This is a genomic window from Bacillus sp. CPT56D-587-MTF (genome assembly GCF_058792335.1).
The window spans coordinates 56,240-70,091 of record NZ_JBYTEF010000007.1 but is presented as its reverse complement, the minus strand read 5'-3'; the positions used below and the strand labels follow the sequence as shown (position 1 = coordinate 70,091).

At 36.6% G+C, this 13,852-nt stretch carries 10 protein-coding genes and 2 pseudogenes; 8 read left to right on the top strand and 4 right to left on the bottom strand.

Going from position 1 to position 13,852, the window contains the following annotated elements:
* Positions 1 to 247 precede the first annotated feature (247 nt).
* Positions 248 to 784 carry a hypothetical protein gene (locus AC3WVZ_RS33820; RefSeq protein WP_233937136.1) on the bottom strand — a complete coding sequence of 179 codons (537 nt, stop codon included), beginning with the start codon at positions 782 to 784 and terminating at the stop codon, positions 248 to 250.
* A 500-nt stretch (positions 785 to 1,284) separates the two neighbouring features.
* Here AC3WVZ_RS33820 and AC3WVZ_RS33815 point away from each other — a divergent pair, with 500 nt between their 5' ends.
* The 4 genes and pseudogenes from AC3WVZ_RS33815 to AC3WVZ_RS33800 all read left to right on the top strand — a co-directional run.
* A complete protein-coding gene (locus AC3WVZ_RS33815) occupies positions 1,285 to 1,770 on the top strand; it encodes a hypothetical protein (RefSeq protein ID WP_065486485.1) in 486 nt (161 codons plus the stop codon).
* Positions 1,771 to 2,423: 653 nt separating this feature from the next.
* Positions 2,424 to 3,239: a 5'-nucleotidase, lipoprotein e(P4) family gene (locus AC3WVZ_RS33810; RefSeq protein ID WP_233937135.1), complete on the top strand. Its 816-nt coding sequence runs from the start codon at positions 2,424 to 2,426 to the stop codon at positions 3,237 to 3,239.
* A gap of 429 nt (positions 3,240 to 3,668) precedes the next feature.
* Entirely contained in the window at positions 3,669 to 4,208 is a 540-nt protein-coding gene (gene speG / locus AC3WVZ_RS33805; RefSeq protein ID WP_233937133.1) for a spermidine N1-acetyltransferase, read from the top strand.
* 211 nt (positions 4,209 to 4,419) lie between these two features.
* Positions 4,420 to 5,100: pseudogene (locus AC3WVZ_RS33800) on the top strand (endonuclease I family protein); the annotation flags it as partial.
* An 86-nt stretch (positions 5,101 to 5,186) separates the two neighbouring features.
* Here AC3WVZ_RS33800 and AC3WVZ_RS33795 read toward each other — a convergent pair.
* Positions 5,187 to 5,663, bottom strand: a complete 477-nt coding sequence (locus AC3WVZ_RS33795; RefSeq protein WP_233937130.1) for a SpaA isopeptide-forming pilin-related protein — start codon at positions 5,661 to 5,663, stop codon at positions 5,187 to 5,189.
* 640 nt (positions 5,664 to 6,303) lie between these two features.
* Between AC3WVZ_RS33795 and AC3WVZ_RS33790 the strand changes: the two genes are divergently transcribed.
* The 4 genes from AC3WVZ_RS33790 to AC3WVZ_RS33775 all read left to right on the top strand — a co-directional run bounded on the left by AC3WVZ_RS33790 (position 6,304) and on the right by AC3WVZ_RS33775 (position 10,171).
* Positions 6,304 to 6,885 (top strand): beta-class carbonic anhydrase, encoded by a 582-nt coding sequence (locus tag AC3WVZ_RS33790; RefSeq protein ID WP_199664211.1) that lies wholly within the window; start codon positions 6,304 to 6,306, stop codon positions 6,883 to 6,885.
* Positions 6,886 to 6,911: 26 nt separating this feature from the next.
* Positions 6,912 to 8,660, top strand: a complete 1,749-nt coding sequence (locus tag AC3WVZ_RS33785) for a SulP family inorganic anion transporter (RefSeq protein ID WP_233937168.1) — start codon at positions 6,912 to 6,914, stop codon at positions 8,658 to 8,660.
* A gap of 229 nt (positions 8,661 to 8,889) precedes the next feature.
* Positions 8,890 to 9,120, top strand: a complete 231-nt coding sequence (locus tag AC3WVZ_RS33780) for a hypothetical protein (RefSeq protein ID WP_061656737.1) — start codon at positions 8,890 to 8,892, stop codon at positions 9,118 to 9,120.
* 13 nt (positions 9,121 to 9,133) lie between these two features.
* Positions 9,134 to 10,171 carry a chymotrypsin family serine protease gene (locus AC3WVZ_RS33775; RefSeq protein ID WP_233937128.1) on the top strand — a complete coding sequence of 346 codons (1,038 nt, stop codon included), beginning with the start codon at positions 9,134 to 9,136 and terminating at the stop codon, positions 10,169 to 10,171.
* Between the two features lie 326 nt (positions 10,172 to 10,497).
* Here the strand turns inward: AC3WVZ_RS33775 and AC3WVZ_RS33770 are convergent.
* Positions 10,498 to 11,653 (bottom strand): annotated as a pseudogene (locus tag AC3WVZ_RS33770) (IS3 family transposase).
* 371 nt (positions 11,654 to 12,024) lie between these two features.
* Complete coding sequence (gene tnpC / locus AC3WVZ_RS33765; protein ID WP_233935200.1) at positions 12,025 to 13,428, bottom strand: IS66 family transposase; 1,404 nt, start codon at positions 13,426 to 13,428, stop codon at positions 12,025 to 12,027.
* Positions 13,429 to 13,852 lie beyond the last annotated feature (424 nt).

Here is a 13,852-nt window from a genome sequence, read left to right as displayed (position 1 = left end):
TTGTGCGGATCCTGTGTTAGCCATCATAAAAAAAGATATTGAAAACAGGGAAATCCATTTTATCATTTTTTTCATCGATCGGTACTCCTCTTGTATTTAGAATTGGTGTAAAAAATTAGGAATCTCTATGTAAGACGGTATTAGTTTGGGGTGTTCGCAATGTAAAGACTTATAGCCAACAAAATCATTGTCCCATTCTATCTACACTTTTTTTTATGTGTAACCAAAATCATACATGATTTTGGTATCAATTTGCTTTTACAATAGCAGACGAGGCTTGATCATTCCATGTTCTTGCACCATCGCCCATACTATAATCCGTTAAATTTAGATAATTCCCATTGTTCGCTATCGCCAATGCACGACCTTGTGCATTACTATGCTCATAAATTGTTGTATAATTACCGAATTTATGCGTACGTACGGAAGACACTTTATCATTACTAGCTGCATTAAAATTAGTTAAGATGACTGGATTTCTACCTGCATTTACATTGAATTGTGCGCCTTTTAAATTGATATCATGATAAAAGGTAGAATAAATTTGTGAAGAGGATTGTAATGCTTTCGAAAAATTAGGGGAAATGGGATGTTCCTTTACATAGGATTCAAACTCTATTTTATTATCGAAGCCCACTATTGTAGTTTTTTCATTTCCTTCACCTGGTGTTACAACCTGATAAGGCTGCGAGGAAGTATCAGCATACACTGATGTATTAGATACACCAAATAACATTGTTCCCGTTAACAAAGCGGTAGAAACTACACCCATCATACGTTTCAAATTCATCACTCCTATAAATAGAATACTTACAAACGTATTGTACAATGGAAAGATTCCCATAGTAAGCCCTTCATTTATTTCTCAATGATGTGTTCTTACAAAGCCTGCAAATAACGAAAGGAAACTGAAATAGTAAAATAACACTTGATTAGCCAGAAAGTATCGGTTCCCTGTTGTGCGCCGAGTAAACAAAAGTAATTTGTATGACAAGCTATGAACTAGTTCATAGCAACTGGAACATGTCTTTGGAATATCATTATTTCATAAGAGAATGTTCGCTCTTATGAACATGTGTTCTTTTTCATGTTTTCGAACTAGCCTGAGGAATTACAAATTAAGAAGAAAAAAGTTAGATCGCTTCATTTGCAGAATAAAACATGTAGGTTCAGCAACTTATGTGTCAAAAGAGTTCCTATTGAGAAATAAATGAAGCGCTTACGATTGAGAAGAATCCATTATACAATGTATTCGTACATATTCTATTTATAGGAGTGATGAATTTGAAACGTATGATGGGTATACTTTCAACGATATTCGTAACGGGAGGATTACTTGTGCCTACGATTGATGCACAAGCTTCTACTGTACAAACTGAGGTGTCAACGCAACAGGAAATGTCACAAAACTGGCAACGTCCGGACCGCTTTGATTACATGGTAAAATTACAACGTGGCCAACGTTCTAGTCAGTCACCTATTTTTAATTTGGATGAAAGAAGAAATCATGTGCAATTTAAAATCATGAATGAGTCAAGGTTCAGTAATTTAGCGTACAAATTATACAAAATGGAGAGAAATGGTAGAGGCCCTGATAGAGCCGTGGTAATTGAACGGGGTACAGTTGATAGGAATGCAACAAAAATGTTTGATGAAAGATTCCAAAGAGGAGATTATTATGTAGAATTAGAGTGTGATCGAGACGGACATGGCAGACCAGGTCGTGGCGAATGTGAAGGACGTGCATTTATTACTATCCTTGGAAGATAGTCATATCGTATAAATCAAGTGAAAGAAAAGAACAAACAGACTTTTCACGGTTTGTTTGTTCTTTTTTTAATTTTTATATGATTTTTTCCGAAATACCGCAAACTGAGTTGTGGTGCTTCTCGTTTATAAAAGATTCGATGGGTAAATAAATGCAAACGAATAAAAATGTTTTATGAATTTTATACCATACAATGAATGCAATCTCTATCTTAATTTATCTCCTTATTTGAATTCTCTGTTCCTTGTATCTTCGCTTTATCATACACGTAATAACGGAGTTTTTACTATACATTTGTGTGGATCACAGTTTTAGTTATGTTTGTAAAAACCAATCAATGACGGGACAATGGTTTCATAAACCAAATATAGCCGATTCCATCTTGAACAACCCATTCAGATTTATCTACAAACGTTTTGAATTTATATATAATACGAAACCGCCTTAATGAGTTAATACGGAACAACAGTACCCTTATAATCGCTCTTAAAATGATTATAGATAATTTTCATATCACAAAAATTGAAAACTCACTTTTCCCTTTTAAAAGGACAAAATTAAAGTTGTTCTTAATAAAAGAGGATTGTATTTTGAATATAACTCCTGTATGGTAAGCCCATACAATACAAAACATATATCCGAGGAGTGATATACAATGAAAGAAATTTTGAAAACAAGTATAGCTCTAACGCTGTTCTCTCTTTCTCTCATGGGGTGCCAGTCGTCAGAAACACAATCAAAACAAACACCTTCACTAATGGAACAACAAGTTATGGCAGATGCTTGGTATCAAACGGCTGGCGAAGTCAAAGCGCTCTATCATCAAGGATATAATATCGGAAAGATGAAATTAGACGCGGCACTTGCCAAAGATTCCGAGAAAAAGACTGCCATCGTTCTAGATTTAGATGAAACGGTCATGGATAATAGTCCGTATCAAGCCATGACCGTAAAAGAGAAAAAAGGGTTTCCTTATAAATGGGAGGAATGGATTCAACAAGCAAAGGCAGATGCCCTCCCTGGCGCCGTTTCCTTTTTACAATATGCAAATGAAAAGGGTGTAGCGATTTACTACATTTCCAATCGTAAACAAGATCAGTTAGATGCTACGTTACAAAACTTACAAAAATTGCATATTCCGCAAGCTGATAAGGAGCATGTTTTATTACAAGGACAAGGGGAAAAAGGGAAAGAAGAGCGAAGAAAAAAAGTGGCGACAGAACATGATATTGTTCTATTCTTTGGAGATAATTTATCTGATTTTACGGGATTTGATGAGAAATCTGTACAAGATAGAAATCAAGCTGTCGAAGAGATTCGCGAAGCATTTGGAGAAAAGTTTATTGTGTTCCCGAATCCGATGTATGGGGATTGGGAATCCGCTTTATATCAATATGACTTCAAAAAATCAGATGCTGAAAAAGACCAACTCCGTAAAGATGCATTGCGTGTATTTGAAGATGCAAACTAGCGGTCCCTCTTAGGTCAACTAGAGGGATGTTTACTATTATATTTTATAAGCTGTGGTCAGCTGTTATTTGGAAGATTGAGCGAATGCCTCAATCTTTTTTCATACTCTCTATCCGTCCATCGACATCCGCGTGGATGAGATGGCAAAATGTAGCGAGTACCCAATACTCGTCAAGGGGATTCCCTTGATAGTGGGATATTTATATAGCAACTATCAAGGACTTCTTTACTTATCTTTACTTTTAAACAAACGTTTGATTCGGCGTCCTTCAGACGAAATCAATGTGGATTCGCTAAAATTCGTCATCATCTGAGTATTGACTATTCTATCTTTCATTAGAGAGACTATGCTATACTTATGAAAGTCTGTTGTATAAAAAGTGTGTCAAAAAAATCCTAGAATCGAGAAAATAAGAAAGGCGTGTTGTAAATGAAACATGATTTTAAGCTAAGACCATTGGAACGAGAAGACTTAAAATTTGTACATAGCCTAACGAACAATGCGAATATTATGTCTTATTGGTTTGAAGAACCTTATGAAGCATTTGTTGAATTACAAGATTTGTACGATAAACATATTCATGATCAAAGTGAACGCCGTTTTATTGTGGAGAAAAACACAGTCATGATTGGATTGGTTGAATTAGTAGAAATTGATTACATTCATAGACGAGCAGAATTTCAAATTATGATTGATCCCCACTATCAAGGTAATGGCTATGCAAGGGAGACCACCTGTTTAGCTATGCATTATGCTTTTTCTGTACTCAATTTGCACAAGCTGTATTTAGTTGTAAACACAACCAATGAAAAAGCGATTCATATTTATAAAAAGGTGGGTTTTTCTATAGAAGGGGAATTACAGGATGAATTTTTTGTAGATGGCCAGTACCACAACGCAATCCGAATGTGTATGTTTCAAAAGGATTATTTAGAACAACTTCAAGAAAAGATAGTCCATTATCAATAGAAACAGTCTATTGATAATGTTTGAAAAAATACAGATATAAATGAGAGGTTTGTCTATGATTATTCGAAAAATAGCTATTTTGATTTTCTTGTCCTGTATATTGTTTGTCCCCTCTAAGTCATTTGCAGAAAACCTAGGGACAACACATGAACACCTTGAATTATTTGAATATTCTTTTTATAATTATGATAAAAAGGAAATTACAGAAAGTTATTATCGGAATGCATTTGGAAAAATCGGTGTAATGCTAAAGAAAGAACTTCATAATATTATTGATAATCATAAAAAGCTATCCTACAATGTGCTATGGGAAGCACTACGTGATACAGATGAAGACCCAAATAATAGAAATAATGTTATTCTGTTATATACAGGACGCTCACAGGGGAAAAATACGAATGGATCTCATGTAGATGACTGGAATCGAGAGCACGTGTGGGCAAAATCACATGGTAATTTCGGGACATCTCCAGGACCTGGAACGGATCTTCATCATATAAGAGCAACCGATGTATCTGTAAACAGTTCACGTGGTAATTTAGATTTTGATAATGGGGGCACTCCTCATTTAGAGGCAAAAGAGTGTAAATATGATAGTGATTCTTGGGAACCTCGTGATAATGTAAAAGGAGATATTGCTAGAATGTTATTTTATATGGCTGTTCGGTATGAAGGGGACAATGGAGAAATTGATCTTGAATTAAATGATAGAGTAAACAACAACACATCTCCTTATATGGGACGAATATCGGTCTTATTACAATGGCATAAACAGGATCCCGTGGATCATTTTGAACGAAGGCGTAATGAGCTTATTTATACAAAGTATCAACAGAATCGGAACCCATTTATTGATCATCCTGAATGGGTACAGCAAATTTGGAGCTCATAAATGGATTCATACTAAAATATTTACATAATCGCTAGTACGTTAAACCCTTTGAAAAACTGAAATCGTTTTTCAAAGGGTTTTGTTTTTTAATATAATGTGAACATATTGTACACATTATGCTGATAGATTTCTCCGTTTGTTTTAAAAGATCCAGAAAACGTTCTTGTCTCAGGGACATATCTTCCCCCATTTGTTTCTGGATATGCGGATGTTTGTTTACAGGAAAAAGAAAGATTCAAAGGGAGTTGAAACGAAACTTTTCCATTTTTATCTGTTCGTTTCTTTGCATAAACTGTATTGTCTTTTTTATTATAGATTGTAAATTCTACATCTGCTAAATTATTTCCAGGATAATACTTAAATCCCCCAGGCTCACTATGATCATATTTCCATTCCATAGCTGTCAATGTAATTTCTAATGTTCCCACTTCATTTTTTTGTATTTGTAATGATGGTTCACTAGCTGCTTGTACATTTTGCATTGCCGCTGTACTAAACAGAACTGCACCTGTTACAAAGGGTACAGCTAGAAATCGAATTGCATATTTTACAGTTTTGTTCATTCTATTTCCTCCTTCATATATGAAATGGATTGTTCCTAATAAACATCCATTGTTCTCAATTTGTCTCCCTCGTAACAATTCCAAGTTTTACATAAAACATCTATCATGATGATAGATTCAGCTTTCATTCTTTTCTATTTCACCATGAATCAATTATATATAGGTAATTCTCATGTTAACGAAACTTAAATGCATCATTAACGATACTTTAGTTACATTGTAAATGGATTTCATATGACATACAAGGTACTATCTGTATTTCTCAACCTACGCATATTACGAATCAGAAAAAAATGTCTCCCTGTGTAGAACAGTGAAAAATCGAAACAACGTAGATGTATGGTGATTGTATGATACTTATTTTTCCTAATGAGCTGGTTGTTATTTTTCCTGTTGATGTCTTGAACATGACATGCGGATAAGAATCAGAAAAAAGAATTTCAGATTTCGTATGAAACACACAGTATGTAAGAATATATTTCTCACGTTTTAGGTTGTTGACACCAAATTTTATCCTCTCTAGACTAAACATAAGATCACATCCGAATCTACATTAAAAGCTTACCAATCTAGAAAATTGGCAGGCTTTTTTTATTCCAGTCTGTTCATGTGATCATACCTATAAGGGAGGCGCTACCAAGTGACATTGTTAGAAAACATATTGACGCATAATGAAACATTTGTACAAAAACAAGAATACGAACCTTTTGTTACGACCAAATTTCCAAATAAAAAGTTATTGATTGTAACGTGTATGGATACCAGACTGCTAACATTGTTACCACAGGCATTGGGCTTACAAAATGGAGATGCTAAAGTCATAAAGAACGCAGGTGCTGTGATTTCCCATCCTTTTGGTAGTATGATGCGAAGTATCATACTGGGCATTTATGAATTACAAGTGGAGGAAATTTGTGTAATTGGTCATGAAGATTGTGGCATGGCGGGTTTGCAAGCTGAGCCGCTATTAGAAAAGGTAAAACAGCAAGGCATTGATTCCACCTGCATTCGTACCTTACAACATGCAGGAATCGATCTATCTACATGGTTAACCGGTTTCCGAAACGTACAGGAAAGTGTTCAACATAGTGTAGAAATGATACGCCAGCATCCCTTATTACCGTCTTATGTGCCTGTGCACGGACTTGTCATTCATCCCAAAACAGGCAATTTAGAAGTCGTTGTAGAGGGTTATTCCTACGCACATACAACAAGTCCTTAAATACATGCAGGAAGAGGAGGCAAATGATGAGATTTTCAGGCAGATATGCTGGATATAACCTTGCGAACTTACAAAAAGATATGCTGGCAGGATTGGTTGTCGGAATTGTAGCGATTCCGCTTGCGATGGCCTTTGCCATCGCTTGTGGGGTACGACCTGAATATGGGATTTATACGACGATTATCGCAGGAATTCTCGTATCCATATTTGGGGGATCAAAATATCAGATTGCGGGACCCACAGGTGCATTTGTACCGATTTTACTCGGTATTGTGATGCAATATGGCTATGAAAACTTATTAATTGCTGGTTTTATGGCAGGAATGTTACTTATTATCATGGGTGTTTGCAAACTAGGAAGGTTTATCACCTTTATTCCGCGACCTGTCATGATTGGTTTTACAACGGGGATTGCTGTCATTATTTTCTCTGGACAGATTGCAAATTTTTTAGGGCTTCATCACCTGGAAAAGCAAGAAACCTTTTTTTATAATATGAAAGAAATTGGAACAAATATCGCAGAATTGAATCCATATAGTATCCTTACCGCTTTTCTTTGCTTAGGAATTGTGATCGCAGCTACAAAATGGTTACCTCGCATTCCAGGCGCATTATTGGGATTGGTCATTTCAAGTTTGATCGCAACCCTGTTGTTTCCGAATCAAATTGAAACGATTGGGACTACATACGGCGATATCCCGCATCAACTACCGGACTTCCAAATGCCTGAATTTTCATGGGATACTGTCCTTATGTTACTTCCAGCAGCTTGTATCATTGCGGCATTAGGTGGGATTGAATCATTGTTGTCTGCCATGGTGGCAGATAACATGGCAAACAGCAAACATAATAGTAATAAAGAACTGGTGGGACAAGGCATTGCGAATATGGTGGCACCATTATTTGGCGGCATTCCTGCGACCGGTGCTATCGCTCGGACCGCAACAAATATTAAAAATGGAGCGACTTCGCCAGTATCAGGCATGGTACATGGAATGGTAGTATTACTGGTTTTATTATTTCTATCTCCGCTTGCCCTTCATATTCCACTAGCTAGTATGGCACCGATTTTAATGGTCGTTGCTTGGAATATGAGTGAAAAGCATGAGTTTATTCATATCCTAAAAACAAAAACAGGAGATACCCTGGTATTGATTTTGACGTTCCTATTAACCGTTTTCACAGATCTTACAACCGGAGTCAGTGTGGGGTTACTCCTTGCGTTTCTTTTGTTTATCGGAAAAATGAGCAAATCTTTACGTGTTCGAAAAGTATTGCCAGATCCAGTAGGTTCCTATGTCAAGTCAGACATCGTCACAAATGGGAAAAATTGTCCGCAAATCAGTATCTTTACTGTAGAAGGTCCTTTATTCTTCGGCACCATAAAAGAATTCGAAACATCTATAGAGTCATCCCTACAGTCTAACGCACACATTCTTCTCCTACGTATGGGAAACGTTTCTTTTATGGATACTTCGGCAGAATCAGCAGTAGAACACATTCGAAAGAAAATGCTAGAAAAACAAGGAACCCTTTTGATTTCCGGTATCCAGCATCAACCGAAAGACATATTCCATCAAACAGGATTATACGAAAGAATTGGCGAACCACACTTTTTCACACGTACAGGAGTAGCATTGCATTTTGCACTACAAGAATTGGAGATATCTAAATGTAAAGGCTGTAAACAATTTGCGTTTCAAGAATGTACAACACTTTCTGGACAATCTGCAGAATCAGATAAGAAACGTTCTCCCTTGGAAATCGACATGTAAATCATGAAGGAACGTGATAAATATATCTGCTATGTGTTCGTTTGTTCACAAAAGACCTATGTTTTAGAGGACATTTCTATAAAAGGTCCTCTTTTTTCTTTCTTCTGTATCCTTCAAGAAGGAAAATGCAGGAGCACAGTTAAATACTTATAGTGGTGTCATACACCATTTTTTTAAACCCATCGAAGACAAACCGAATGTATCATCTAAATGAAGAAGGAGCGGTCCGATGGAATTAGAACAAGTTGTGCGCAAATATGAAACAGATTTATTACGTTTACCTTATGTTGTAGGAGTAGGAATGGGATTTGTACAAGGAAAAGAAGTAATTCAAGTATTTGTTTCGAAAAAAGTACCACGTTCTCAATTAAAAGCAGTGGAACAAATACCTACACAATTAGAAACATACCCCACGAACATTATAGAAGTGGGGACCATTACAAATCATTACACAGGATGAGGGGGAGATTGTTATGGGAAAACATTCAAATATAAAGGTGTTGACTGTTCAGGAACAACAAGACATTCAAAAAGTGCAGCAAAGTGTTGAGGATGATTTCTTACAGTTTCGGAATGTAACAGGTATTGGAGCCGGTATTCAACAGGTAAACGGGATTATGACAGGCACACCCTCTTTACTTGTATTTGTAGATCAAAAACTACCTGTTGAAACATTGGAAACGAATCAAGTCATTCCAAAAGAAGTAAATGGAATCAAAACCGACGTCATTCAAACAGGATATCTATTTGCTGGGACTCAACAAACATTACAAGTTGATACACAAGCCCTTTCCACTCGAGTTCGCCCAGCAAAAGGAGGGTATAGCGTTGCTCATCGAAATGTGACGGCAGGTACGATTGCAACTTGTGTATATGATATACTACCAAATGGTTCTACCAATCCGCCCACACATGGATATGGTATCCCAAATCGATACTATATACTAAGTAACAATCATGTCTTAGCGAATAGTAATAACGCGAACATAGGTGATCCCATTTTACAACCTGGCCCGATTGATGGCGGGAGCGATCCAGCGGATCGGATTGCGATCTTATCAAGATTTATCCCAATTACCTTTTCTTCGCAAGTACCACTTGAAAATCAAAACAATCTTGTTGATGCCGCGATTGCAGAAGCACCTTTTCATCAGATAGATCGTTCAATTCATTGGATTGGTTCTGTACAAGGCTGGCGACGAAAACAAAATGTTACCGTCGGTACACGCGTCATGAAAACGGGACGGACCACAAATCATACACATGGCGTCATCACTGCAGTAAACGCAACCGTCGATGTAAATTACGGAAGTGGTAGGGTTGCACGGTTTCGAGATCAAATTGTCACAACCAACCTTTCTTCAGGCGGAGACTCTGGCTCTTTAATCACGACAAATGATGGTGTTGCCATTGGCTTGTTATTTGCTGGTTCAGCCTCAGTTACAATCGCAAACCAGATCGAACATGTACGATCGTTACTTGGCATCGAAGTGGCAGAAAACATATTATAAACCTGTTCTACCCATACGAGACCTATTCAACATCTAATCGCTATATGTTATATAATTTTTTTCTAAAACAAATGAAAAAACGAACACCATGTAATCTTTTTCAAGGCCTTTACAAGGATTTCAAACAAAAAGTACGCCTTGGTATCAAAACCAAGGCGTACCAATCAGGATGATGAGCAAGCACATATTTACGGAACAGGTACTCATATGCTAATTACTCCGGAACAAGATAATAATCTATCCTACTTATATATATATGACAAGATAAAAAAGATGGGATTAGACTATTGAAGTGAACCCTGAAAACGGGACACCTATCAAAACACCTAAACCACTTGTTCCCTAAATTCTTAGGGGATAGGTGGTTTAATTTTTCTTGAATTCGCACACAATTGTAGTAATGAATGTATTCTAGCACAATCTTTCGCACAGTTGTGTTGGATACTTTTGTTATCTCTTGTGAATAGAAGGCTTCACTTTTCAAATGACCAAAGAAGCTTTCCATGACGGCATTATCATGGCAATTTCCTCTCCGGGACATGCTGGTGATAATGCCATTTTCTTTGGCATATGCTTGAAATTCCTTCGCTGTATAAATACTTCCTTGATCTGAGTGAAGAAGGACATCTTTTACTTTTCGCCCTCTCATTGCTTGTTTTCATGTCTTCATTGCTAATGGCAGTGCTTGGGACTCGCTGATGACATAACTAATAATTTTACGATTAAAGGCATCCATAATCGTTGATAAATACAAGGTACGCTCTCCAAATAATAGATACGTCACATCCGTAAACCACTTTTCATTTGGTGCGGATGCATCGAATTGGCGTTCCAATCGATGAGGGGCTACTACTGGCTCCGCACCACTGTTATATTTCTTTTTCTTTCGACGAACTTTTGAGAGAATCTGATTTTGTCTCATGATTCGTAATACTTTTTTATGATTCACACACAGTCCCATTTTCCGAAGAGTTGCGGTCACTCTTCGATATCCATATCGTAATTTATGCCGAAGACAAACATCCTTTATTTTCTCTTCTATCTCATCTCTTAGGTCCACTGTTCGTTGTAACCAACGATAAAATGTAGACCGGGGTAATTCTAATACATTACACAATTCTTTTACCGTTAGTTTTGTTTTGAAATCGGTCCATAAAGTAACTACAGTTTCCAGGTTCAACTCCTTTCGATTTCCAGATACTTTCCCCATATCAGTAATTTTGTTTTTAACTGTTTATTTTCTAACCGTAGCTGTTCCAATTCATTTAACTCTTTTGGCCCTTTTCCATAAGAATATTGCTTTCCTACAGGTTGTTGAAAACGGTACGTTTGACCGGTACGATACCACTTCATCCATGTCTTAATTTGGGAAACATTTTTAATTCCAAACTTCTCCATAATGGTCCGATTGGAATATCCATCCTTTTTCATTTCAATCACTTTCCACTTTATTTCTTCTGGGTAATGAACTCTTGTCTTCAAACCAAAAACACCTCCATTGAATTTGCATACTTAGTATGCGAATTCAGGAGGTGTTTTTTTCATGTACCACTATTCGGGTTCACTTCAATCATGCAGGTTCTTTCCTAGAATGCAAAAAATAACTCTTACTTTACTTTTTTCAATTATTATCATAGCGAATTAGCATGATAAAACCTAGAAATTCTTCAATATATAGCATTTCTATTTTGTCCAAAAAACAGACAAAATGTTAGCGTCCAATTTATATAATAAAAGTAACTACTCAGCTTCTTCAAATAAAAAAACAGGCCAAATACATGTTTCCGATTCGAAAACATGAAAAGAAAATACTCCAATCAGAGAAAGAATCTATGCCAAATAGAGAAATTCTCTTATGAAGTCGTGTTATTCCAAGGAACCGTTCTAGTTTCTATGACTTGGTTTATCGCTTGTAAGACCGATTGTTTTTGTTTTTTCATGGTACTCATAAAGCTTCGTATCTGACAAAAAGATTCTGCGCCTTTCTTACTTCGGAAAGTCCCAGACACTTTCTGTTTTACTTTCGTCATCCGAATATCCCGTTCTGCTTGATTGTTATCAAATGGAATGGCTGGATGTTCTAAAAACCCTAGAATTCTGTCAGAATACTTGACGAAGCGATTCCATAAATTTTGAGAAGGCGTCTGCTTTCCTTTCTTCTTTTGTTTCGTGGAAAGAATCTGTTGTTCTTTCAATATGGATTGATACATAATAAACAGATTCTTTTGCGTCGCTTTTGGCATGGTACCTTCGGATTGCTTTTTCATCGTCAACGCTTGCGTTAGAAATTTCTGCATCTGTTGTGCCCATTGTTCTCCAGTACTATCTATAATTCCTTGTAAATCTCGTAAGAGATGGGCATTACATAAAACGTGACGACAATCTGTATACGCATCATACGATTTCCAACCATCATGCATCGCAATTCCAGAAAAAGATGGCAAGATTTCTCCAGCATCCATTGCTTCTTTTCCACGTTTTTGATGAATATGTTGCAATGTCACCTCCGGTGTACTGGCAGTATGTAACCATTGTGTTTTGTTTTCTACACGCATACCAGTTTCATCAAAATGGACAACAGGAGACTGCAGAATCTTTTCCTTTACTTCTTTTATGAATGGCTGCAATTGAGAAGCGAAAGCCTGTGTATGATTTACCAGGGTTCCTTCGCTTATAGAATGTCCAAAACAATCCTGAAAGAATTCTTTTGTTCGCTTCAAAGAAATGCATTGATAATGCGTTAAATAGGGAATCAGTCTTTTTATATTTGGACCATATTGAACAGGACGAGATACTGTCGAAGGAAATTGGGCTTCTTGGATAGAATGGCAATGTGGGCATTCTTTCTGTTCTACTTTATGTTCTGTCACTTCGATCTGAATAGGTGGTAAGTCATACACTTGGCGAATGCGATACCCTTTTACAGGCTCGTGGTTCAAGGAAGTATGACAACAAGTACAATATGTAGGAGAATGTGTAATCGTATGATCTGGAGTCGCTGTCAAACCAAGAGTATGTCCCTTGTGGCCCAACTGGCCACCCGTTTGACGATGAGACGGTTTGCGCAAACTTTTTGTAACGGGCTTACCCAAACCATCTGTAGAAGGTGGCTTATGACTATTTTTGGAGTTTTTTTTTGAAGCATTTTCTAGTTCTTGTATACGTTTTTCTAACTTAGAAAATGTTTCTTCAAATAAAGAAATAACAGCTTCAGGTCCTTTTTTATATGTATCTAAAATAATTTTTCGATCGACCATAAGATTCACCTCCCCTGTTTGATATACTCAGTATTTACAAATGGGAGGCATATGAAACTAGTAAAATTTAAAAAAGACACCGAAAGGTGGCTGAGTAGTTACTAATAAAAAGGAATATTGCATTGCACATTTTTGATACTGTAGTTTCATTGCATTGGACTTAATAAACGAGAAAAAATAGGTCATGTTGATAGATGGACTGAATTGTTTTGGTTCCTTTTGTAGAGGTAGTAGGCGTTTCTCAAGTCAATGCATCTAATTTATTGTGTGTACCTGCAGAAAAAGCACCTGTCGTTATAACCAATAATTCATATGAATTGGTTATAACGACCAAACACTCTCGCTGTCAGTTCATTTGTGACGCTGATATTCTATTGTAAGGCGTTTTAAATTAAGTTGAATAGCAAAACGAATAAATCGATTA

What these genes read in the sequence shown, in the direction of transcription:
- tnpC (WP_233935200.1), bottom strand. Translation starts at nt 13,428, where the DNA reads ATGGTCGATCGAAAAATTATTTTAGATACATATAAAAAAGGACCTGAA.
- speG (WP_233937133.1), top strand. Translation starts at nt 3,669, where the DNA reads ATGAAACATGATTTTAAGCTAAGACCATTGGAACGAGAAGACTTAAAA.
- AC3WVZ_RS33775 (WP_233937128.1), top strand. Translation starts at nt 9,134, where the DNA reads ATGGGAAAACATTCAAATATAAAGGTGTTGACTGTTCAGGAACAACAA.
- AC3WVZ_RS33810 (WP_233937135.1), top strand. Translation starts at nt 2,424, where the DNA reads ATGAAAGAAATTTTGAAAACAAGTATAGCTCTAACGCTGTTCTCTCTT.
- AC3WVZ_RS33785 (WP_233937168.1), top strand. Translation starts at nt 6,912, where the DNA reads ATGAGATTTTCAGGCAGATATGCTGGATATAACCTTGCGAACTTACAA.
- AC3WVZ_RS33795 (WP_233937130.1), bottom strand. Translation starts at nt 5,663, where the DNA reads ATGAACAAAACTGTAAAATATGCAATTCGATTTCTAGCTGTACCCTTT.
- AC3WVZ_RS33780 (WP_061656737.1), top strand. Translation starts at nt 8,890, where the DNA reads ATGGAATTAGAACAAGTTGTGCGCAAATATGAAACAGATTTATTACGT.